18 protein-coding genes and 2 tRNA genes are annotated in these 21387 nt (G+C 61.9%); 5 read left to right on the top strand and 15 right to left on the bottom strand.

Going from position 1 to position 21387, the window contains the following annotated elements:
- Nucleotides 1–37 precede the first annotated feature (37 nt).
- From Q1X90_RS02830 to leuC, 4 genes are all read right to left on the bottom strand, one after another.
- Nucleotides 38–1285, bottom strand: coding sequence for a diguanylate cyclase (locus Q1X90_RS02830; protein WP_300766345.1), 1248 nt, complete (start codon nucleotides 1283–1285; stop codon nucleotides 38–40).
- A 105-nt stretch (nucleotides 1286–1390) separates the two neighbouring features.
- On the bottom strand, nucleotides 1391–1669 hold the full coding sequence (locus Q1X90_RS02825) for an Lrp/AsnC ligand binding domain-containing protein (protein WP_300766343.1): 279 nt from the start codon (nucleotides 1667–1669) through the stop codon (nucleotides 1391–1393).
- 246 nt (nucleotides 1670–1915) lie between these two features.
- On the bottom strand, nucleotides 1916–2611 hold the full coding sequence (gene leuD, locus Q1X90_RS02820; RefSeq protein ID WP_300766341.1) for a 3-isopropylmalate dehydratase small subunit: 696 nt from the start codon (nucleotides 2609–2611) through the stop codon (nucleotides 1916–1918).
- A gap of 109 nt (nucleotides 2612–2720) precedes the next feature.
- Nucleotides 2721–4124: a 3-isopropylmalate dehydratase large subunit gene (gene leuC, locus Q1X90_RS02815; RefSeq protein WP_300766339.1), complete on the bottom strand. Its 1404-nt coding sequence runs from the start codon at nucleotides 4122–4124 to the stop codon at nucleotides 2721–2723.
- Between the two features lie 141 nt (nucleotides 4125–4265).
- Between leuC and Q1X90_RS02810 the strand changes: the two genes are divergently transcribed.
- Complete coding sequence (locus tag Q1X90_RS02810; protein ID WP_300766337.1) at nucleotides 4266–5105, top strand: IclR family transcriptional regulator; 840 nt, start codon at nucleotides 4266–4268, stop codon at nucleotides 5103–5105.
- A 59-nt stretch (nucleotides 5106–5164) separates the two neighbouring features.
- On the opposite strand, the gene Q1X90_RS02805 is transcribed toward Q1X90_RS02810, so the two are convergent.
- From Q1X90_RS02805 to gltX, 4 genes are all read right to left on the bottom strand, one after another.
- Nucleotides 5165–6568 carry a metallophosphoesterase gene (locus Q1X90_RS02805; protein ID WP_300766335.1) on the bottom strand — a complete coding sequence of 468 codons (1404 nt, stop codon included), beginning with the start codon at nucleotides 6566–6568 and terminating at the stop codon, nucleotides 5165–5167.
- Nucleotides 6569–6764: 196 nt separating this feature from the next.
- Nucleotides 6765–6836 (bottom strand) — tRNA-Gln (locus tag Q1X90_RS02800).
- Nucleotides 6837–6869: 33 nt separating this feature from the next.
- Nucleotides 6870–6942 (bottom strand) — tRNA-Glu (locus tag Q1X90_RS02795).
- Nucleotides 6943–7075: 133 nt separating this feature from the next.
- Complete coding sequence (gene gltX / locus Q1X90_RS02790) at nucleotides 7076–8665, bottom strand: glutamate--tRNA ligase (protein ID WP_300766333.1); 1590 nt, start codon at nucleotides 8663–8665, stop codon at nucleotides 7076–7078.
- A gap of 240 nt (nucleotides 8666–8905) precedes the next feature.
- On the opposite strand from gltX, the gene Q1X90_RS02785 reads away from it, so the two are divergent.
- Together Q1X90_RS02785 and Q1X90_RS02780 are read left to right on the top strand one after the other, a co-directional pair.
- Entirely contained in the window at nucleotides 8906–9994 is a 1089-nt protein-coding gene (locus Q1X90_RS02785; RefSeq protein ID WP_300766331.1) for an ABC transporter substrate-binding protein, read from the top strand.
- 80 nt (nucleotides 9995–10074) lie between these two features.
- Complete coding sequence (locus Q1X90_RS02780; RefSeq protein ID WP_300766372.1) at nucleotides 10075–10785, top strand: ABC transporter permease; 711 nt, start codon at nucleotides 10075–10077, stop codon at nucleotides 10783–10785.
- 43 nt (nucleotides 10786–10828) lie between these two features.
- Here the strand turns inward: Q1X90_RS02780 and Q1X90_RS02775 are convergent, their stop codons facing one another.
- Both Q1X90_RS02775 and Q1X90_RS02770 read right to left on the bottom strand, forming a co-directional pair.
- Nucleotides 10829–11761 carry a hypothetical protein gene (locus tag Q1X90_RS02775; RefSeq protein ID WP_300766330.1) on the bottom strand — a complete coding sequence of 311 codons (933 nt, stop codon included), beginning with the start codon at nucleotides 11759–11761 and terminating at the stop codon, nucleotides 10829–10831.
- A gap of 198 nt (nucleotides 11762–11959) precedes the next feature.
- On the bottom strand, nucleotides 11960–12619 hold the full coding sequence (locus Q1X90_RS02770) for a histidine phosphatase family protein (protein WP_300766328.1): 660 nt from the start codon (nucleotides 12617–12619) through the stop codon (nucleotides 11960–11962).
- Between the two features lie 351 nt (nucleotides 12620–12970).
- On the opposite strand from Q1X90_RS02770, the gene Q1X90_RS02765 reads away from it, so the two are divergent.
- The gene (locus Q1X90_RS02765; RefSeq protein ID WP_300766326.1) at nucleotides 12971–14407 is read left to right on the top strand and encodes an MFS transporter; all 1437 of its coding nucleotides are present in this window, start codon (nucleotides 12971–12973) and stop codon (nucleotides 14405–14407) included.
- Nucleotides 14408–14722: 315 nt separating this feature from the next.
- On the opposite strand, the gene Q1X90_RS02760 is transcribed toward Q1X90_RS02765, so the two are convergent.
- Nucleotides 14723–15283 carry a GtrA family protein gene (locus Q1X90_RS02760; RefSeq protein WP_300766324.1) on the bottom strand — a complete coding sequence of 187 codons (561 nt, stop codon included), beginning with the start codon at nucleotides 15281–15283 and terminating at the stop codon, nucleotides 14723–14725.
- 194 nt (nucleotides 15284–15477) lie between these two features.
- On the opposite strand from Q1X90_RS02760, the gene Q1X90_RS02755 reads away from it, so the two are divergent.
- Nucleotides 15478–15825, top strand: coding sequence for a phenylpyruvate tautomerase MIF-related protein (locus tag Q1X90_RS02755; protein WP_300766322.1), 348 nt, complete (start codon nucleotides 15478–15480; stop codon nucleotides 15823–15825).
- A 111-nt stretch (nucleotides 15826–15936) separates the two neighbouring features.
- On the opposite strand, the gene Q1X90_RS02750 is transcribed toward Q1X90_RS02755, so the two are convergent.
- The 4 genes from Q1X90_RS02750 to ptsP form a co-directional block, all read right to left on the bottom strand.
- Nucleotides 15937–17457, bottom strand: coding sequence for a formate--tetrahydrofolate ligase (locus tag Q1X90_RS02750; RefSeq protein WP_300766320.1), 1521 nt, complete (start codon nucleotides 17455–17457; stop codon nucleotides 15937–15939).
- 210 nt (nucleotides 17458–17667) lie between these two features.
- A complete protein-coding gene (locus tag Q1X90_RS02745; RefSeq protein WP_300766317.1) occupies nucleotides 17668–19188 on the bottom strand; it encodes a C69 family dipeptidase in 1521 nt (506 codons plus the stop codon).
- Nucleotides 19189–19259: 71 nt separating this feature from the next.
- Nucleotides 19260–19811: a YbhB/YbcL family Raf kinase inhibitor-like protein gene (locus tag Q1X90_RS02740; protein ID WP_300766314.1), complete on the bottom strand. Its 552-nt coding sequence runs from the start codon at nucleotides 19809–19811 to the stop codon at nucleotides 19260–19262.
- A 157-nt stretch (nucleotides 19812–19968) separates the two neighbouring features.
- The coding region (ptsP, locus tag Q1X90_RS02735) for a phosphoenolpyruvate--protein phosphotransferase (RefSeq protein WP_300766311.1) at nucleotides 19969–21387 on the bottom strand (1419 nt) is incomplete at its 5' end.

The raw sequence follows: 21387 nt of genomic DNA, 5'->3' as shown, positions 1-21387 counted from the left end.
CCAAAAGCCCCGCCGCATACGCATACACCGCGCAGGCCTATTCATGGCTCGATTCGAAAGCGTGAACCTCCATCGCCAGGTCGGGATTCCACATGGCACCCGTCGCGCTCATCACAACGTCGGCTCCGCAGGATCGATAGGCCCGGTAATCGTCCACGCCGGCGACTCCCCCCACACCGACGATGGTGAAGTCGATCCCCCGACGCTCCCTGATCGCGGACAGGCGTCGGACCATGTCAAGTCCGGCGTCCCGAATGGCCGCGCCGCACACCCCGCTGTGCTCCCGCCCTTTTCCGGGCAGCGCCTGATGCCCATGGGAATCGACCAGCCGCGCCGAGAGCGTGTTGATCGCGCACAATCCTTGGGCGAGACCCCGCGCGACGGTGCGGTCCACCATCTCCTCCAGAAGGGAGTCGTCAGCGAGAAAGCCGAGCTTGATCAGCAGGGGTCTGTCGCCTATCTCGTTCTTCACGGCCTGCGCGATCTCGCCCACAAGGCGCGGATCATGGCAGAGAAGACGATCACGCCCCTCATTGGGGCAGCTGGTGTTAATCTCCATCAGTCCAGCCCCGGTCTCGCACACCATCCGCGCCGCTGCGACATGGTCGTCGACGTAGGCCGCGGTGCCCATCCCGGGGACCCGTGACCCTTGGAAGCTGGGAATGAGAAGCTGCCCCGGACCCGCGGCGAGAATTGCCTCACGCATATCGGGCTGCCATACATCGGGATCGCGAGACGGCACTCCGAAGGAATTGGATATGGATGGCGGATCGGTGAAATTCCCGTCGGCGAGAACCCCATCGTCGGATTCGCCGCTGCGGGGATCAAGCCGCCCGTCCGCAGATCGGGGGTGGACCGCGACGACGTTGGGGAATGGATTGCACGGCCACGACCGCGACCGCACGGTTTTATAGACGGCCAGATCATAGCCCCGCCGGAAAGCCGCCGTCGTGAAACGCGAATTGAGCAGAGGCCCCGCCGGAATGCCGAACGGAACCCCCACGGACATTTCCAAGACATCGTGCCGCACAGACGATGAACAGGCTTCGGGGTCGTGGCAGGGAACCGCGAATCTCCCGAATGGTCCGCGCGCGTAGTTGTCCTCATACGACAACGTCACGTCGTACAGCGGTCTCTCATCCAGCGGCGGTCGCTCGTTCAACCGGGTCCGCTCATCTGATGCCACCCGCCCCGGACGCGCACCGGTTCCACCGCCCCCGCACTGACGCCCGGACTCGGCCAATCCGTTGGATTCCGACAAGGAGCTCACAATATTCCCCTCCATGAAACACGTCATGAATCCCTTCATGAACAGTGGATGGCACATAATCGCGAACGAGTGCCCGAACGGCACTCAGAGCGCGCGATATGTCCGCACGACGTGAGGAGCTCAGTCCACACCCAGATCGAAGGCGGCGGCATCATCCCGCGCCGAATACTGGCGGAAGGCCATAAGAGTCTGGGTCGAGACGACACCATCGACCTTGGCGATTCCATCGGGAATGATGGATGTGAGGTTATCGAAATCGGGCGTCGAAACAATCGCCACAAGGTCCACATCTCCAGCGACGGAATAGACGTCCCGCACCCCGTCGAGCTCCACGATCCGTTGGGCGGCTTGTGACACCTTGTCAGCCTGGGTAGTGATGAGAACAACCGCGTCAGCCATTTTCGCTCTCCTTAGACGATGGGACCGGCCATCCGGCAACCATCCACCCGTATGCGCCGTTCACTGGGACACGGGACACCACATCGGACGATCACACCGAAGGCCTAACAGTGCTCCATTATAGAAGGATTGGGGAGGCGGCGCGGTCCGACGTCCACCATCGCACCGCACCGCGCCGAACCCCGCATCCGGCATCCGGACACAGCCGCCGTCCCCCATACCACGGCACCCGCGCGACATGAACCGTCAGGATTCGGCCGCGGAACGCGACGACAGCGGCCCGGCCCAGTTTTCCTCCTTGGGGGCACGCGCGGAGGTGATCCTTTCGTCCGGACGGTGTCTGGCCGGAAGTGTTTTGGGCTTGAAGGGGAACCTCTCGGCGCGCATGCGCTCATAGGCGGCGATGTCATCCTCATGCTGAAGCGTGAGGTCGATGTCATCGTACCCATTCATCAGACGCCACCGCGTGTAGTCGTTGACGTCGAAGGGCAACGTCACGTCTCCACATGTCACCGTCCGCGCCCCCAGATCCACCGTCATGGACCGTCCCGGCTCCTCCTCGAGTATCTTCCAGAGAAGCTCGATGCTTTCCTGCGGCATAATCGCAGCGAGAACACCATTCTTCGCCGTGTTCCCGTAGAAAATATCCGCGAACCGGGAGCTGATCACGACCCGGAATCCATAGTCATGCAAGGCCCACACCGCGTGCTCGCGGGAGGATCCTATGCCGAAATCCGGCCCGGCGACAAGAACCCGCGCCCCCGAGTACTCGGGCTGGTTGAGGATGAATCCCGGATCGCGGCGCCACGCGTAGAAAAGCGCGTCCTCGAACCCGGACTTGGTGACCCGTTTGAGGAACACCGCCGGAATGATCTGGTCGGTGTCGACGTTCGACCGGCGAAGCGGAACCCCCACTCCTGTGACCACTGTCAGTTTTTCCATAAATACGATCCTTCTTCGGCTTGCATCCGAATAATTCGTCCTTGCCTCTTCAGCCCTGTCCGCATCCATCTCGTCCCAGAAGTCGCGGACGGGACCGGAATCCCCCGCGTCACAGGTCGTCGGGACTGCTGATGGTCCCACGAATCGCCGTGGCCGCCGCCACGGCGGGAGAGGCCAGATGGGTGCGCGAACCCTTGCCCTGACGTCCCTCGAAGTTGCGGTTGGAGGTTGATATCGAGCGCTCCCCCGGAACCATCTTGTCGGGATTCATCCCCAGGCACATGGAGCATCCGGCGTTGCGCCACTCGGCCCCGAAATCCTTGAACACCCTGTCCAGCCCCTCTCGCTCGGCCTGGAGCCTGACTCTCGACGAGGCGGGGACAACGAGGACACGATGAATCGACTTGGCCTTGTGATGCCCTTTCATGATGGCCGCGGCCGCGCGGAGATCCTCGATGCGGCCGTTCGTGCACGAGCCGATGAAAACGGTGTCCACCGCGATGTCCTTGATGGGCATTCCCGGTTTGAGCCCCATGTAGCGAATTGCGGAGTCCGCCGCCGTCCGCGCCGACGCGTCCGCGATCTTCTCGGGCACGGGCACCGTGGCCGTGATGGGCAAGCCCTGCCCCGGGTTGGTTCCCCAGGTGACGAACGGCGCGAGGTCGCTGGCCTCGATGGTGACGGTTTTGTCGAAGACGGCGTCGTCATCGGTGCGCAACGTCGTCCAATATTCCACGGCGCGGTCCCACATCTCGCCCTCGGGCGCGTGCGGACGGCCGCAAAGGTAATCGAAGGTGGTCTGGTCGGGAGCGATCATCCCCGCCCGGGCTCCCGCCTCGATGGACATGTTGCAGATGGTCATGCGCTCGTCCATCGACATGCGGCGGATCGCCTCGCCGCGATATTCGATGACATGCCCCTGCCCGCCACCCGTCCCTATCTTCGCGATGATGGCCAGGATGACGTCCTTGGCCGTCACCCCCTTGGGAAGCTCGCCGTCGATGTTGACCGCCATCGTTTTGAACGGTTTAAGGGATAGCGTCTGGGTCGCCATCACGTGTTCGACCTCGGATGTGCCAATGCCGAAGGCCAATGCCCCGAAGGCCCCGTGCGTGGATGTGTGGGAGTCGCCGCACACGATCGTCATTCCCGGCTGGGTCAGTCCCAGAATCGGCGCGAAGGCATGCACAATCCCCTGGTCCGCGTCACCCAGCGGATGCAGGCGGATTCCGAACTCCTTGCAGTTGCGCTCAAGCGTTGACAGCTGAACCGCGGAGGTCTTGTCGGGGTTCGGCAGATCGATGTCAACGGTCGGCGTGTTGTGGTCCTCGGTGGCGATGAGAAGCTCTTTCCGTCGGGGCTTGCGACCCGCCAACCGCAGTCCTTCGAAAGCCTGCGGACTCGTGACCTCATGCATCAGCATGAGATCGATGTACAGGAGATCGGGGGCACCGTCCTCCCCCCGACGCACCAGATGATCGTTCCAGACCTTCTCGGCAAGCGTGGTTCCCAATACACTCACTCCTTCGCGCGAGGCTCAAGGCCCCGCAGACGACTTCGGCCGCATCGTTCGAACGGCACGCCTCCAGAGTATGAGCGGCCCCGCCGTTCCCGGACTTTTGCGTTTCACCATGTGAGATGTCATAATCCATTTATGACCTCTCAGAAACCCCTCAGGACGCCGAGCGAATCCACGCAACACGCATCGGATGAAAGTTTCGCCGACACTGCCACCACCATCGACGTGGACACCCCCCCGAGCATCGGGGATGATGTGCATTCCGGAGTGGGTGTCCTCGACAAAACCGTGAAGATTCTGGACGCCTTGGAATTCGGGCCGACAACCCTCGGACAGCTGGTAACGGCGACAGGGCTCGCACGACCCACCGCCCACCGCCTGGCCATCGCCTTGGAACGCCACCGGTTCGTTATACGAGACCAGCACGGGCGCTTCATGCTGGGATCTCGCTTCGCGGAGCTGTCCGCCGCCGCGGGGGAGGACAGACTCCTCAACGCCGCCGGACCTGTCCTCCAGACGCTTCTTGACCGCACGGGAGAATCCGCGCAGATATACCGCCGACAGGGGGACCAGCGCATCTGCATAGCGGCCGTCGAAAGGGCAAGCGGACTGAGGGATTCCATTCCGGTCGGGGCGCTCCTGTCGATGGAGGCCGGCTCCGCGGCGCAGATACTGCTGGCTTGGGCCGATTCGGAACGGCTCCATATGGGTCTTCGCCAAGCCAAATTCACGGCGACCCAACTCGCCGCCGTTCGCCGACGAGGATGGGCGGAATCCATCAGCGAGAGGGAGAAGGGCGTCGCATCGATTTCGGCCCCCATCCGCAACGCCAGCGGTCAGGTCATCGCCGCCGTCTCCATATCCGGTCCCACCGGTCGGATGGGGAGCATGCCCGGACGGAGATACGCTCCGCTGGTCATGGCCGCCGGCAAATACCTCACGGACACCCTTATCAAAGCCGGATCGTCGATTTGACCGACTGCCGCCCCGCCTGATTGACTCCCAGCACCCGCCTGACCCCAACACCTATCTAACTATCTGATCCCCAACGCTCTGAGCACACGCACCACACGCCCGGGACGATGCAGCAGGTCGATGGTCTCGCCACTGGATGCCTTGACGTCGTTGAGCGCATAGGTGTAGGTCTTCCTCGTTGAGGACGCCTTGCCCACAAGGTTTCCGAAACTCAGCAACTGGGTACGCGGATGGTGCGGATGTCGGATGTCGAACTCCACAAGCCGCACCGCGACCTGTGAAGGCGCAGGACCATAGGAGTCGAAGCCGCAGGTGGGCGTGGCCATCAGAGCCACCCCGCCCACATCACCCACGAAGCCATTGCGATGATCATGTCCGCACGCCATCGCGAAGCACGCGCCATCGGCCGTCATGGCCTCGAACTCTCCCGAATCGCCATCGGGACAGCTGATCCCCTCCCCAAGATACCCGCCAGGAAGCGTGCGATCCGCATCAAGGACGTAGTGTCTGCCGGCGAAGGCGCGATACCCTTCGATGGCACCATCCACGGTGGCAGGCACCTCCTTGAGCAACCGGTAGTACTGGGGCACCGCCATGTGCTGGAACAACATCGACGGCGCGCCGACAAGGGATCGCGATCCGGCGATGAAGGCGACGGCCCCCGCGCTGGGCGATCCATAGCCTCCTGACCTCGCATAGTCGCCAGAATCCACAATCAACAGGCCCAGCACGGTGCGACTCCGCGAGATATCCCGCACAGGAAGAGCGAACGTCCCCGGAGCATATGCATAGACGGTCTGATTGGGGAGGCCGGATGATGCCCCACACAGCATCGCATTCCCCTGGCCGTCGCCGCTGTCCGCACCCTCCGGACCCGCATAGGGGGAAACCTCGTCCTGCCCCCCGCGCGACCTCGCGGGCGGCGGATTCACACATCCCGGAAACGCGCGGTAGATCTCGTCCATCTGCGCGTTGTCCAGTCCGCATTGGAAGTCATGATTGCCATATGTGACCGCCCAGGGGACGCCGGCCTCCACCACAGGCGCCACGAATCGCGCGATCGTATCCCGAACCACGTCACGCACATGGGCGTCCGCGCGCTGCTGCGACGACGGCCTCGAAGTCCGGCTACGTGACCAGCCCGACGACCATCGTCTTTTTCTGAACGTCGCCTCGAAAACCTGATCGTATCCGGCTATCTGGTTTCCCGTGAAAACCACCAGATCCGGACGGGCCACACCTATCGCCGCGGAAAGAAGCCTCACCGTGTCCCTCGACACGGTTCCACCGGCCTGCACGTCAGCGATCTGAAGAACGCGGAACTTGCCGGATTCATGGAATTGCAGGCACCCCAGACGGGCGGAGATCGACACGGGACGACTATCCGCCGGATCCTCCGGAGAAACGACGCGATCACGGGCGCGCGACGACAGTGTGCGGACGGCCCGTTGCAACTCACTCATATCGTTCAACAGTACCGCAGCCCTGACTCCCGTCGCATGGACAGCGGCAACGGCACCGTCTCGGCGGACATTCCATGATGTCCGGACATGCCATCCCGGCGCGAGTGCCGTTCACGTTGCCTCTGGACGCCGCCGGACTCGAGACCGAATACAGGAAAGCCCTACAACCGTTGTGGCTGCAGGGCTTCCATCATCGCTGGGATGCCTGGACTCGAACCAAGAATGGCTGAACCAGAATCAGCTGTGTTGCCAATTACACCACATCCCAATTGGCGTCGTAGCCGCAAGAGCTACCGCGTCGTACCCCCAACCGGATTTGAACCGGTGTTGGCGCCGTGAGAGGGCGTAGTCCTAGACCGCTAGACGATGGGGGCATTCACTTATCCGTTGCCTTCACAGACAACAGAGGGAAATACTAGCTGGACCATAACCGCGCCGCAAGACGGCGTGTCGTGAACGGGAAATCCCGCCGACATCCCGTCCCGACGACCACCGCCCTCCACGAAATCACAGATGCTCGCGCAGACCCCGCAGACGGGCGATTGCGACATCCTTCCCGATGATCTCCATCGATTCGAACAAAGGCGGGGACACGCGACGGCCGGACATCGCGACCCTCACCGGGCCGAAGGCCTGCCTGGGCTTATATCCGGCCCCCTCCAGAAGGGCCACGTTCAGCGTCTCGTGAAGGTTCTGCGCCTTCCAACCAGCGTCGTCCACCGGCTCCAAGGCGGCCACCGCACGGTCCAGCACGTCAGCCGCCGAATCCTTCAGCTGCTTGCGCGCATCCTCATCAGGCTCGATATATCCGGCCCCACTGAGAAGACTTCCCGCCATCGCCGAAACCTCTCCCAGCAGACGGACACGCGGCTGCACCAGAGGAGCCGCGGCGGTGAGAATCGCGCGCTCGCGGTCGGTGAGCGCATCCCAGGAGTCCGCGGACACGACGCCGTCACGATGGAGGTAGGGAACCGACCTGTTGAGGAAGTCCTGAGGCTCCAACATCCTGACATGCTCCGCATTGATGGAGACGGCCTTGTCAATGTCGAAATGGGCGGGATTGGCCTTGACGTCACGCACATCAAAGGCCTCGATCATCTCCTGCATGGAAAACACGTCACGGTCCGGCCCGATCGACCATCCCAGAAGCGCGAGATAGTTGAGCAGGCCCTCGGGAATGAATCCGTTCTCCCGGTGAAGGAAAAGATTCGACTCCGGATCACGCTTCGACAGCTTCTTCTTGCCCGCTCCCATCACATAAGGCATATGGCCGAAAAGGGGCATCTCCTTGGCGATGCCCAACTCCATCAGATACCGATACAGAACTATCTGACGCGGGGTGGAGCTCAGCAGGTCCTCGCCCCTCAGGACCACGTTGATGCCCATCATCGCGTCATCCACCGGATTCGTCAGCGTGTACAGGGCATCCCCGTTAGGACGCACGATCACATAGTCGGGAACGCTGCCGGCCTTGAAGTCTATGCGGCCCCGGATCAGGTCGTCGAAGGCGACATCCTCATCGGGCATGCGAATCCTGAGCGCTGGCCGGCGGCCCTCGGCGCGGAAGGCGGCCCTCTGCTCCTGCGTGAGGTTCCGGTCGAATCCGTCATAGCCAAAGGCCTTGGGACGGCCGGCCGCCACGTTGCGCGCCTCGATCTCCTCGGGTGTCGAATAGGACTCGTAGGCGTAACCGGCGTCAAGAAGCCGCCGCGCCACATCCTTGTATATGTCGGTGCGTTCGGATTGCCGGTAGGGTCCATGCGGCCCTCCGACCTCTATGCCCTCGTCCCAATCGATGTGGAGCCATCTGAGTGCCTCAAGGATCTGGTTGTAGCTTTCCTCCGAATCCCGTTGCGCATCCGTGTCCTCGATCCGGAACACGAAAACCCCATGCGTGTGCCGAGCCTCGGCCCAGTTGAACAGCGCCGTGCGAACCATGCCCACGTGGGGGGTGCCCGTCGGCGACGGGCAGAAACGCACGCGCACGTGCTCGGGAAGGGACGGACGTCCCTTGTGATCGGCCACGGCATGCTCGGAAATCCCGGAAACGGAATGATCCCCCTCCGCGCGGGGGCTGTCATTGGCAATATCAGTCATGCGCCCCATTGTGCCCCGCAAGTCGGACGTGGACGACGCAACGGAAGCGCGCGCCTTCGGAAGCCGTCCGTATATACTGGTTGCCGTTCGCGCGGTTGGTGGCAGCAGCCGTGCCCATCCACGATTCCATTCGGCCCCTCGGGACCGGGTTCGACGTGACGCGCGGGCTCCTCACCTTCCCCAACGCCGCCGTCGGACCACAGACGCCCCTTAGGGCGCGGAAGGCAAGGTGATCCGTCCATGCTCGGTTCAGGTAGCTCCATCCGCGCATTGTCCGCCCGCATTATCCGCATGGCCGCGGCCGCGATGTCGACCATCGTCCTTCTGACGGCGGTCGCCGGATGCGGATTCTCCACATCCCAATCATCGGACGGCACCTCCACCATCACCTTCATGCTCGACTGGACGCCCAACACGAACCACATCGGACTGTATGTGGCCCAGAAGCTCGGATATTTCAAGGATGCGGGAGTCAACGTCACCATCCTTCCCACGGCACAGGCCGGAGCCGAGACCAGCGTCGAAAACGGTGTCGCGAACGTGGGATTCACCACGTTGAGCAATGTGGCGGCCTTCAACGCGCAGGGGTCCGATCTGAAGTTCGTCTTCGACCTCACGCAGAAGCCGGTGGCCCGGTGGTGCGCGCTCGCCTCACGAACGGACATCACGACCCCGAAGGACCTGTCCGGAAAAACCTTCGTCAGCTTCGGGTCGGCCGAGCAAAGCGCCGTCGTCAAGCAGATGATCAAATACGCCGGCGGAACGGGGAAATTCTCCACGGCGACCGCAGGAACAAGCACTTTCGAGACACTCACCAGCGGCAAGGGTGACTTCGGCGGCTTCTACGTCACATGGGAGAACGTGGAAAGTGAGTTGAACGGGCCGAAGCTGCACTGTTTCGTGGCATCGGACTGGGGAGTCCCCGGCAATCCCGACCAGCTCGGCTTCGCAGTCAAAAAGTCATGGGTCACAAAAGCCTCCCATGCCGCCGCGCTACGAAAATTCCTCGCCGCCGTGCGACGCGGATACGATTACGCGCTGCGCCATCCGGACAAGGCCGCGGACATCCTGGTCGCGCAGGCGTCGACGGCACAGATTGACAAGAAACTCGCCCGTCGCTCGATGGAGGAGATCTCCTCCGGCCCCTACTGGACGACCACGGATACCACAAGCGTTCCTGGAACGACGAATCTGAAACAGGCTCAGGCGTATCTGAACTTCCAATTCAAGGCGGGAACCTACACGGATGCCGACGGGAAAACGGCATCGAGCGCACCTCAGGCGAGTGAGCTTTCCACCGACGATTACCTTTCCACATCGCAATCATGAGCAAGCAACCACCCACCCATTGCGCGAGTAGGCGACGGCTCACATCCGCGGCGCTCCCCGCCGTCATCACCGTGGTCGTCATGATCTCCGTATGGCAGATTCTTGTGAACTCACTCCACGTCTCACCGCGCGTGATCGCCTCGCCCACGCAGATCGTCCGGTCCATGGTCGACACCTGGCCCGAGCTGATGACGGCGACTCGCGTTACGGCTATCGAGGCCGTGACAGGATTCCTCATCGCCATCATTCTGGGTATCGCCGCGGGCATCGGACTCTATCTGTCCTCCACGCTGTACCATATGATGTATCCGATCCTCGTCGCCGCCCAGACCATACCGCTGATCGCCATCGCCCCCCTTTTCATGATCTGGTTCGGTTTCGAGATGACGGGGAAGATCATTCTGGTGGCCGTGCTTGGATTGTTCCCCATCGCCGTCCAGACGTGCCGCGGACTTCTCGCGGTTCCGGGCTTCTACTCGGATGTAGCGCTCACATGCGGAGCCACGCGGTCATGGACTCTCTGGCATGTCACTCTTGTGGTCGCGGGACGCCAGATATTCGGAGGCATCCGCATCTCCGCCGCCTACGTCTACGGCACCGCGGTCACCGCAGAATACCTTGGAGCCATCAATGGACTGGGCATCTGGCTGCAGGCGGCGTTCAACTCGTTCCGCACCCCGCCGATCTTCTCCGCCACGATTGTGATCATCACCCTCACCGGACTGCTCCTCGCGGCGGTGTCCCTCGCCGAACGGCTGATGCTCGGCCCTTCCGACGACTTCGCCGATTAGCCGCGGCCCCATCAATCGGATTGTTCTGAATCCGGCGTTTCCGTCACAGACTATTCCGACGTGCGTTTTCCGACGTGGACGATTCCGATGCGGGGCGCTCCGCCGAGAACCTGTCATTCAGCTCGGCCCGACGGCGCTTCTCGTCGTCTTCCTTGGCCAACCGTTCGGCCTCGTCAGGATCCCAGAGGACATCATCATGGTGACGGTCCCACTCGCGCGCCGCATAAGCGGCGAACAACCCGACGACATCACCCGCATCGCCATCGCCGTTGTCGCAGAGGGCTCTGGCCGACACAAGCGCCTCAAGATCCGACGCATCCATAAACACACGTCCGATCGCCATTCTCTCGCACAGCTCGTTGACATAAGGAAGAAGCGGCGCTACGCCCCGAACCGACAGGGCCGTGCCGCCACCACGAACGGACGATTGTCCCAGGATCCCGAGAAGCCCATTGACCGCGGCCGCGACCAATCCCAGACGCTGGGCCAGCGATTCCAGACCGGACGCCTGACGCGGCTGCTCACGGGAGGGATCCCTCGCGACGACCTCGATCGCGTCCAGAGCGGCGGCGATAGCCTTCACCGCGTCATCATCCCACTGAGCTCCGGCGACCGCGGCTCCACGCATCACCACCGCGATGTCCCCCGACTGCGAATAGGTGGACATGGCATCATACGACTCATTCGCCGCAAGCAGCGCGTCGGCGACGGCATCAGACCTTCCCGGGATGGACGTCGCCCCTTCGTAGACGAATTCCGAATCCGCCATGGACACCTCAACACCAGACATAGCCGACGCCATCACGCGCGTCACCCGAACCTGAAGGGTCTCTCCATACCTCGCGTCATTCGACAGCATCCGCTCATCGGTCAACGGCCACAATCCAATAAGCCGGACACCGCTGACGGCCGCATCACGTACTTGCGGCATCATCGCCGCCGACACGATCTCCGAGTCCTCTATAGTCCACGCCATATCCGCTCCTTCCTCCGGCCCATCGCCAAGGACGTCCACGCCAAATCAACCACATCGGACCGCTTCCCGACCAAACGATCGCGGTCTGGGACGATGTCTGGCGCAGCGTGTCTGGCGCGGTTTTGACCATCCGCCCATAACTCTAATGGACATGCCGAGACACCATGGCCTTCATTGCCCATATCACCGCGCATCGCATCACCGCACATCTGCGGCGGGATCGGCATACGATATGCCCAGCACTTTGCCCGTGCCCACATCGAAAGTGATAGATGTCACCGATGCCAACGCCGTATGGCGCAAAAGCATATTGTGCTCGGGATGCCCCGTCTCAAGAAGATGGCGGAACGACCAGATCGGCGACTCGTGACTGACCACGGCGACCTGCTCCCCCGGGTGCTTGCCAACGATATCCCGAGAGAAATCCGCCATGCGGGAGGCGATCTGACGGTAGCTCTCACCCCACGTCGGCTTCCACAAATTGCGGACCAGACGTAGATTCCTCGGCCGCCACAACGCCCCGGAACCATGACCTATGCGCGTTCCACGAAAGTCGTTGCCCGCCTCGATGACGCGCTCGTCCACAACAAGGGACAGCTGTCCTTCACCATCAGCGGCACGACGGGCATTAAGACTCTTCAGAATCTCGCCGGCGGTCTGGCGAGTACGTTCAAGCGGTGAGGAGTACACGGCGCTGATTCCACGCGTACGGGGATCGGACGCGAGATACCGGGCGGTCGCACGCGCCATACGCGCTCCTCGTGCCGAAAGAGGAAATCCCGGAAGCCTCTCGTACAACACATGCCCGGGATTATCGACCTCCCCATGCCTGACGAAATGGATGGTGGTTACCGTCATGCTCTGGCCCTTCCGCTGATGTCTCCGCTGATGTTATTGAGGTGTCCGATGATATGGCTTCGGCCGCGACCGCCACCCTCCGATGTCGTTCGAGCTCGAATCCTCCACCAATCTACCGCGTGTCGGCCACGCGGTCTGTATAAAGTGTCCAGCGCCCTGACACCCACAGAACAGCCGCGACACAGGCGGCCATGGCATGACGAACCACGGCGGGCGCGACACCGCCACGCGCGACACCGCACGGCGCCGCATGCGCGAGACCCGCAATGCACCCGCCCACGGCACACAACAACCGGCACGCAGCACAAAAGACAAAAGAGACGTACACGGACAAAACCGGGAAAGACACACATGACTCCAACAGCCATTCTGACAATCCGTCAGCTTGGATCACGCGTTTTCGGCGGCTATGCCGAACTCCTACGAATTCCGCACACCGCGCGGTTCGCGGTCGGTGCTGTCATCGCGTGCATGCCCTTTCCCATGGTCGGAATGACCATAACGATCTCGGTCCAGCACTATTACAACAATTACACGCTTGCCGGCGAGCTCACGGCCGTGCAGGCCATCGCCCTAGCGGTGATAGGACCGATCCTCGGACGCCTTGTCGACCGTTTCGGCCAACGGCAGGTCTCGATACCCACCATCATCGTGTGGCTGGCGGCGGCCATCGCCCTGTCCTCGTGCATCAGCGCACGGGTCCCCGAGTGGATACTCTTCTGCATCACGCCCTTCCTCGCCGCGATTCCACCATGGGGCGCGATGAGCCGCGGACGCTGGACACATCTTCTCGCAGGCGACAGGATTCGCACCGATCGCGCTCTATCCCTCTCGGGGGTGCTGGACGAGTGCATGTGGATCATCGGCAATCCCCTCTCCTCGACGCTGGCCGTCATATCAGGGATGCTCGCATTCTCGGTGACCGGACTGTGCGTGGTAACCGGGGCGCTCATGTTCCTCACCGAACTTTCCACCGAGCCCCCGTCTCAAACGGAACTCGCTCGACGGGCGGGCCTCACCAGGGCCCAATACCGTGAACGGGAAGCACTTAAGGCCACGGCGATGCAGGAGAGGGCCGATGCGCTCGCTCGTGGCGACACCACCGACCTCGCGCCGTCCACGAATGGCGACAAAGATCAGGAGACTTCATCCGTCGATGGCGCCGCCCGCGCTTCCTCGCCCGAGGCCAAGCTTGCGTCCATCTGGGGACCGGGTCTCATCGCGGTTTGCGCCACATGGTTCGGTCTGGGATCCTTCCAATCCGCCGCCGGAATATCGATCATCGCATTCGCCACCGAACAGAACATGAAGCAATACACCGGCTTCGTGTTCGCGTGCTTCTCCTTCAGCTCACTCCTCGGAGCCATCGTGTATGGGGCGCGCAACTGGATGACACCCTTGTGGAAGCGCTTCTACATCTGTCTCGCGATGGTCAATATCGGACTGGGATCGTTCATGTTCGCACGACATCTGTGGGTGATCATGATCATCTATCTCATAATCGGCGTCGGACAGGCACCCACGTGGATCAATGGCAACCAGCTCATGCTGCATCTTGTTCCTCCCAGCCGTTTCACTGAGGGAATGGCCTGGATGGGTGCCATGAACGCGATCGGCGGGTCCGCAGGATCGGCCATAGCGGGAGTGTTCATAGACCGGATGGGATCGCACGGAGGATTCCTTGTCGCCACTGTCCTGGCTTTGGGCTCGCTGGCCATCGCGCTGGTGGGGCTCAGGCAGATCAAAAGCGGCACCGAGTCACCTGTGCTTACCGAGGTGAGCGTCTAGAGCTGGAACGTGAAGCGAATCGTATGGCCAATGGCGGTCATGGGATGCAATTTGTGGCACAATTGCATCCCAATGGTCATTTCGCCCCACACTGTCGATTCGAATGTTCCCATACCCCCGACCCGATGCTTATCGTGTCGTCGTTGGGCAGATTCTTCGTTCGTTGGGCGGGGTATCTTCAGATCCCGTTTCGCGAGGGTTGATATAAGGCCATTTCTGGATTCAGATACCGAGGAGACCCGCCCAACGAACGCAAATCACGCCCAACCGCCAACAGAATGATCAGATCGACACCCCTCTGTGGCATTTCGACAATCAACGCGGCCAACCCTGGGGCGTGTGCGTCAGCGACCACTCCCCCAGCCGGTGGGCGAAGCTGCGCTCCCATCTCTCATCCATCTCCTGCTGGGTCAGACGTCGAGAGCTGGGTCTCAGCACATTCATGGCATTGGTGCGCTTGTCATCCAACAGCCATTTGCGAATGATGAAGTTCCAGACCGCGACGACAACCGTTGCGATAAGCTTCCCGATGTTGGTGCGAATCCAATATTGGGTGTGCTGCGTGAGCATCGCGTCACGGTTCATGCCGAACGTGCTCATCCAGATGATCGCGTCGTTAATCACCAGACCGATCGCGGCGGATGCGAAGAAAACCGCCATTTCCATCCAGCGAGCCATGTCCTCACGGTGGGTGAACACGTATCTCATGCTGGCCACATAGTTGAATAGAAGCGACACAAGGAAGGATATCGACCCCGCCAGCACGTTGTGCATGTGGAAGAAGCCTACGAGAAGGTTGAGAATCCCCATGTCGATGACCAAGGCCACGACCCCGACAAGACCGAACTTGACCAACTGCGCTATCAGTGTCTTCACGAGAAGACATTGAACACGACTCGCCTGACAGCCCGGATATTATGCCATGTGAATTCCCGCAGATTTGTCCAATCCGTCCGCATCACAAGCACGAACTACGATGGAATAGTCCGCGCAGCGCACGATTCGCACGGGAAAACCAAGAGTGCCGACAAAGCAGGAACACAATAACACAACAACACAAAGGAGATTCCATGCCCGTCATCCACACGCATGTGTCCGTCACAACCACCCCGGCCCAGAGGGAAGCCCTGAAAACCGCCTATGGAAAGGCGATAACCGCGGTTCCCGGAAAATCCGAGGGATGGCTGATGTGCCCATTCGAGGACAATATGCCCATATACTTCGCGGGCACCGATGACAAGCCGGCCGCCTACGTCGAGGTCAACGTGTTCGGTTCCAGCGTCCCGGGAACCGCATGGGAGCGTCTGACGCACGACATTATGGCCGCGTTGAAGTCCGAGCTTGGAATCCCGGAGGATCGGGCCTACATCCGTTACACGGCGACGACCGACTGGGGATGGAACGGCTCGAACTTCTGACCGTTGCCCCCGCCACGGACACCAGTCCCACCATGGCGGTCGCGGTGGCGGGAAGCGACTTCGGTGGTGGCCGTCTCCGACCACGGCCACCACCAACCACCACCAATCGTCTTAAACGATTTTCGGCATCGGAGTGGTCAACGATGTCGTGAGGTTGACCTGAACCAGTCCCGCTCCAGCGTGAATCTCGACCTTCTTCAGAGTGACAGTGCGCGAGGCCTCCGGCGCAGAATCGTCATCGGTCATCGTCGCGGGGGACTTGACTGCGACCAGAGCGAGATCGTCGATGTCTCCACCGACTCCATCCATCAGATGAGCGGCTCGGGCAAGCGACTCCTCGAAGCCCGCGCGTGCCACAACCCGTTCCGCGGGAACCCCATAAGCGCTATTTGCCACCCATCGGACATCCTCGACCACGGGCATCCCCTTGTGGCTATCGACCTGTGAATCACCCGTGTCCGAGGACGTGACCGCATCGACGAAATCATCAAGCTGAGGCGCCAAAGCGTCGCCTCCATCACGGAAAAGATTTCCGACGACCGGCTCACGGAATCCCAGATCATGGGCCGCTCCGCGTAGAGAGTCGGTCTGATCGTCCTCTCCGCTCCACAGGTTGATAAGCGGGAAAGTTGGTATTCCCAGTCCCTCAAGACGCCTCACATGGAACGGATAACGCCAGCTCAGCGCCGGGTCGTCACGCCACGTCGTCGCTCGGGTCACAACGACGGCGGCCGACGGCCACTGGGCCCCATACTCACGGCAGGCGATGTCCAACCACTTCTGGGCGCCGGCATCGGTCCCATATCCCGCCTCCACGACGACTACATCATGAAGGGCGCAGGCCATCTCCACCGAGACCAGGGTCGGGATTCCGATCGAAACGTTCGCGAAGGGACCTCCGTGGACGTACACCGGCGACCCCCCCACCGTTCTCGTCGCCGCCGGTTTGACGGCATCGCCCAGAATATTGGTTATTCTCCACAAATCGATGAAATCTCTGAAAACAACCGGTTTTCCATCCTTGGTTCCGGCGATCATCGCCCCCACCCGCGCGGAGATCTCCTCCATCGAACGCGACAGAACGACGATCTGCATCAGCTCGCATGTCGGTGTCAGCACAACGCGCTCGGGGATGTCACCCTTCCCGCGGTCCACTGCGATCTGACGCAACGACCGCGATGGAACCTCGGAAACGCGCGGGACGAGGATCTCGTCAAGGCGCCCCTCGTCCACCGCCTTCTCGGCAAATGACACAAGCAGGTTCTGGGCGGCCGCGATCGCGGCCATCTCCCCGCACAGACCCCAGTCGACCAATTCGGGATGCGTCAATGACGCCTTCCCACCCCCGGACGCGCCGCCCTTGGAGCCAGCGGCGGTGATTCCCATGCTGGGCTGACGTAGCACGGCCGCGGCGTCGATTCCACGCGAGCGCAAGGCGTCGATCAACGCTATGGTCGTCGTGGTCTTCCCCTCACCGCGCGACGCCTTCAACGGGGTGTCGGCAGTGACGAGAACAACTTTGCCGTGCTTGCGGGATGCGTCGGGGTTGTCCTCAAGATGCTTGAGGAACGCAAATGCGTCGATTTTCTGGACCGCGCCATAATCAGCGGTGAAACGATCGATAAGAGTCATGGTCTCCCTGCCTAGATGTGCCTGCCGCCGCCCAAAGCCCCGCCAAAACCATCGGAGCCATCGGGACATTCTCATCCTAGTGTCGGGTCATGCCACAACCCCCCATCCCTCTCGACAGGAGGACACACCGGGCATAAGCCGCCGCACATGGACGCACCTTCATGGATCCGTATTCCACGTCGCTCCGAGCCCTTGCGGCGGCTGCGTATCTTAGTGGTCGGAGCGGTTGAACCCGTTGCGCATGCGCATACTCGTCGTGTAGAGGACCTCATCGAGCAACGCGTCGGTCCGCTCGCGCAACTGGTCGGCCATGCGCTGGTTGGCCTGCGTGAGAACACCGCGCACCGCCGCGTCATCGCCGGCACCGGTAGATTCGGATTCCAGCCGCGCGTCGGTATCCGCGATGAAGCGGTGCCCCAGTCCTCCCACCTGTTCCTGATAGCGTTCGACGGCATTCGCCGTGTCGGAGAAGCGCGCGTCGCACAAAGCCGCGATGATGCGATTCTCCCAGTAGAGGTTCTCGGTTGTCACCCTCGTGGTGGTGTCGGCGAGGTAGGCGGGGGTGCCATCGACGTTCGCGTAGAACGGGACAAGCGCGTTGAAAGGATTCGATCCGTAGGCCATCCATTGGATGGTTCTGCTGGATTCCGGACGATAGGGACGAATCTGGATCACCGCGAGCTGGCTTTGACGGTTGATTCCAATCGGGCGAAGCATGTGCCGCGTCGATTCATCCCCCTGGGAACCATAGGGGTCGAAAGGGGTCCCCTGATAGTGCGAGCTGAGAACGTATTTCACATCCTCGATGGTGATTTTGCGCTCGGGCTGACGCGCCCACGCGATGTCGTCGCTGTCCGGACGATGGTCGGCCTCGGGACCATCCCACATCTCGTCGTAAGGATTGAGGAAACGCTGCATGAACCACGCCCGGGGGGTGTTGTAGACATGATCCGAGTCCGAATGGGAGCCGAACGCGTCTCGGGGATTGAACGGCGAGGTCGATTCGACGGCAAGGTCCAGATGGTTGTCCTCGATGAACTCCGCGAGATCCGCCGAGCACATGTGGGATTCCCGCTCCCCCAGAGCGTCTTCGATGTCGAACTCGTCTATGCCGAGCTGATTGGGCATGGTCACATAGGAGTCATCCGGCACGCGCCGCGCGATCCAATGGTGTCCGCCGACGGTCTCAAGCCACCAGATCTCGTCGACGTCGCTGAAAGCCACACCGTTCATCTCATACGTTCCGTAGCGTTCCAACAGGGAACCAAGCCGCTCCACCCCCTCGCGAGCGGAGTGGATATATGGCAGGACGATGGTGAGGAAGTCCTCCTCACCAATCCCCCCGGCCACTTCGGGCCTGTACCCGTCCTCGCCCTCCACGCCTCGCGCCGGCTGGAACTCCACCAGCGGGTCCGCGCCGAGCACGCGCTCGTTCGTGGTGAGCGTCTCTGTGGCGCTCATGGCAACCTGCGCGGAGTTGACCCCCGCCTCGCCCCACACGCCCTCCTTGAGATCCGCATTGGGAACCGAGGTGTAGCGCAGAGGCTCATCTGGAAGGCCGATGCTCAGGTGGGACAGAACGCTCCGGTACCCGCGCGGCTGATCCTGAGGCTCGACGACCACGAAGCGCTTGGGGTTGAACTCCCCGTTCGCGGAATCCTCGTTCCTCGCGATGATTGTCGATCCGTCGTAGCTTGCGTCCTTGCCGACGAGAATCGTTGTGCATGCCATATCCGGTCATTCCTTTCACGACGTGATCGTCCCCGAGGGGGAACACCCAATCGTCTACCGAGCCATTCCGCCTACCGTGCGCCGATCAGCGCCAATCCGCCTTGGTCAACCGGACCACGATAGTCCCTTATGGCGTGGTGCAGTGAATTGAGCCAGAATCCCTGAGCGAGACCGGGCAGCGGCTCCTGCGTTCCCCAGACATCGAGAAGATACTCATGGTCGCGGTCCGGCGGCTGCGGGCCGTTGTAGCGCATGGTCACCGCGGGGTTCGTTCCGCCCACCAGGGAGCCACCACGCGAGGTTCGGCCTTGGCTGGCCTCGGGAATCATCGACGGCATCGATCGTGAGAAATCCGCGGGGATGGACAGTGCGTGCGAATCATTGAAGTCATACATCAACGCGTCCACCGGGACATTAGCCACGGACCAGTGAATCCATTCGAATCCGCAGACGGGTATCGAGTCGGGATCGACCATCTGCCAATGCAGATAATGCGCGGACGGGGACAATTCGTCGATGTAGAAGGGGAACGAGACCACGGGAACCCCCTCCACGCGATTCTCGCCGGGGGCCCGTTTGGCGTATGAATCGGGAATGACAGTGAAATCCGCGGAAATTCTCATGCCTCCAGTATTCCACGGAATGGATAACAGGCCGAATGGATAACAGTCCGAATAAACACCAAACCCGATAGGCCACAAGCGCAATGGCGGCGGAGACGGGACAACCGCCCGCCCCGCCGCCCATCAAAAATCACAACAGGTCACTGTGCCGCCTCGCTCACCACGCCGGATGGTAGAACTCCCCGTCCAACGCGCGGGCGGCTATGTCACGAGCCTCCTGCATGGTGTGGTTGCGCAGTTCGGCACGGACATCATCCAAGGCCACTGGGGTCATGGACAGCGAGTTCACACCCAGTCCCACGAGAACCACGGCGAGATCCGGATCGGCCGCGGCCTCACCGCACACGCCGACAGGCATCCCGTTCGCGTTACCCGCATCCGCTATGAGTTTGATGGCGCGCAGCACGGCCGGATGCCATGCGGTCTGGTAGTTGGACACCGAACCCAGAGTGCGGTCCGCGGCCATCGTGTACTGGGTGAGATCGTTCGTCCCTATCGACACGAAGTCCGCGACCTTGGCGACCTTGTCGGCCATCAACGCGATCGAGGGGACCTCGGCCATCGCCCCGACGCGTTTCAGTCCCTTGGACTTGCCCAATCTGACGAAATAATCGGCCTCGTGCTCGTCGGCGACCATCGGCGCCATAACCCACAGATCGGCATCGGTCTTCGCGTCGGCCCGGGCAAGCGCCTCAAGCTGGTCCTCCAGAACCTGCATATGCGTGCGCAACGTTCGCAGGCCACGCAGTCCCAAAGCCGGATTCGGCTCGTCCTCGGGCGTCAGGAACGGCAGCGGCTTGTCGGCGCCCGCATCCAGCATACGAATCACGACCTTGCGGCCGGGGAACCGGGAAAGAAGGCGCGCGTAGGCCTCGGTCTGCTCATCGACGGTCGGCGGCTCCTCGTTGCCGATGAACAGGAACTCCGTACGGAAAAGCCCGACGCCTTCGGCACCATACTCCCAAGCGGCATCCGCGTCCTCGGGCTTGCCGACGTTGGCGAGAAGCGGGATGGTCGTCCCGTCCTTGAGAGCCCCGGGCTGTCCCCGAAGCTCCTTCGCCTTGGCAGCCTGCGCCTTGGCCGCCTGCGCCTGACGAATCTCGTCCTGCGAGGGATTCACGGTCACGCTTCCACGCGCCGCGTCCACGATGACGGTGTCCCCCGTCGACAACGACTCGGCCTCCTGAGCGGAAACGACGGCGACTATTCCCCGTGCCCTGGCAAGAATGGCTGTGTGGCTGGTGGGGCCGCCCTCACTGGTAACAATCGCATGGACCTTGTCCAGATCCAAAGCCGCGGTGTCGGCGGGGGACAGATCCCGCGCCACGAGAATGAACGGCTTGTCACTCGCGGGGACGCCTGGAGCTTGAACCCCCAGCAGATCGGCGATCACGCGCTGGCCGACATCATGCAGATCCCCGGCACGCTCGGCCATGTACCCACCCAAAGCCGACAGCGTGTTCTCAAAACCGGCAAAGCCCTCGAAAGTGGCCCTGGCCGCGGTTTTACCCGAGGTGATGAGAGAGGAGATCGAATCAACAAGCGCAGGGTCGACGGCCATCTGCGCGAGGGCCTG

This window comes from uncultured Bifidobacterium sp. (assembly GCF_949292005.1).
GTDB lineage: Bacteria > Actinomycetota > Actinomycetes > Actinomycetales > Bifidobacteriaceae > Bifidobacterium.
Note: the sequence above shows the minus strand (reverse complement) of the source record. Positions and strands in the feature narration are given on the sequence as shown.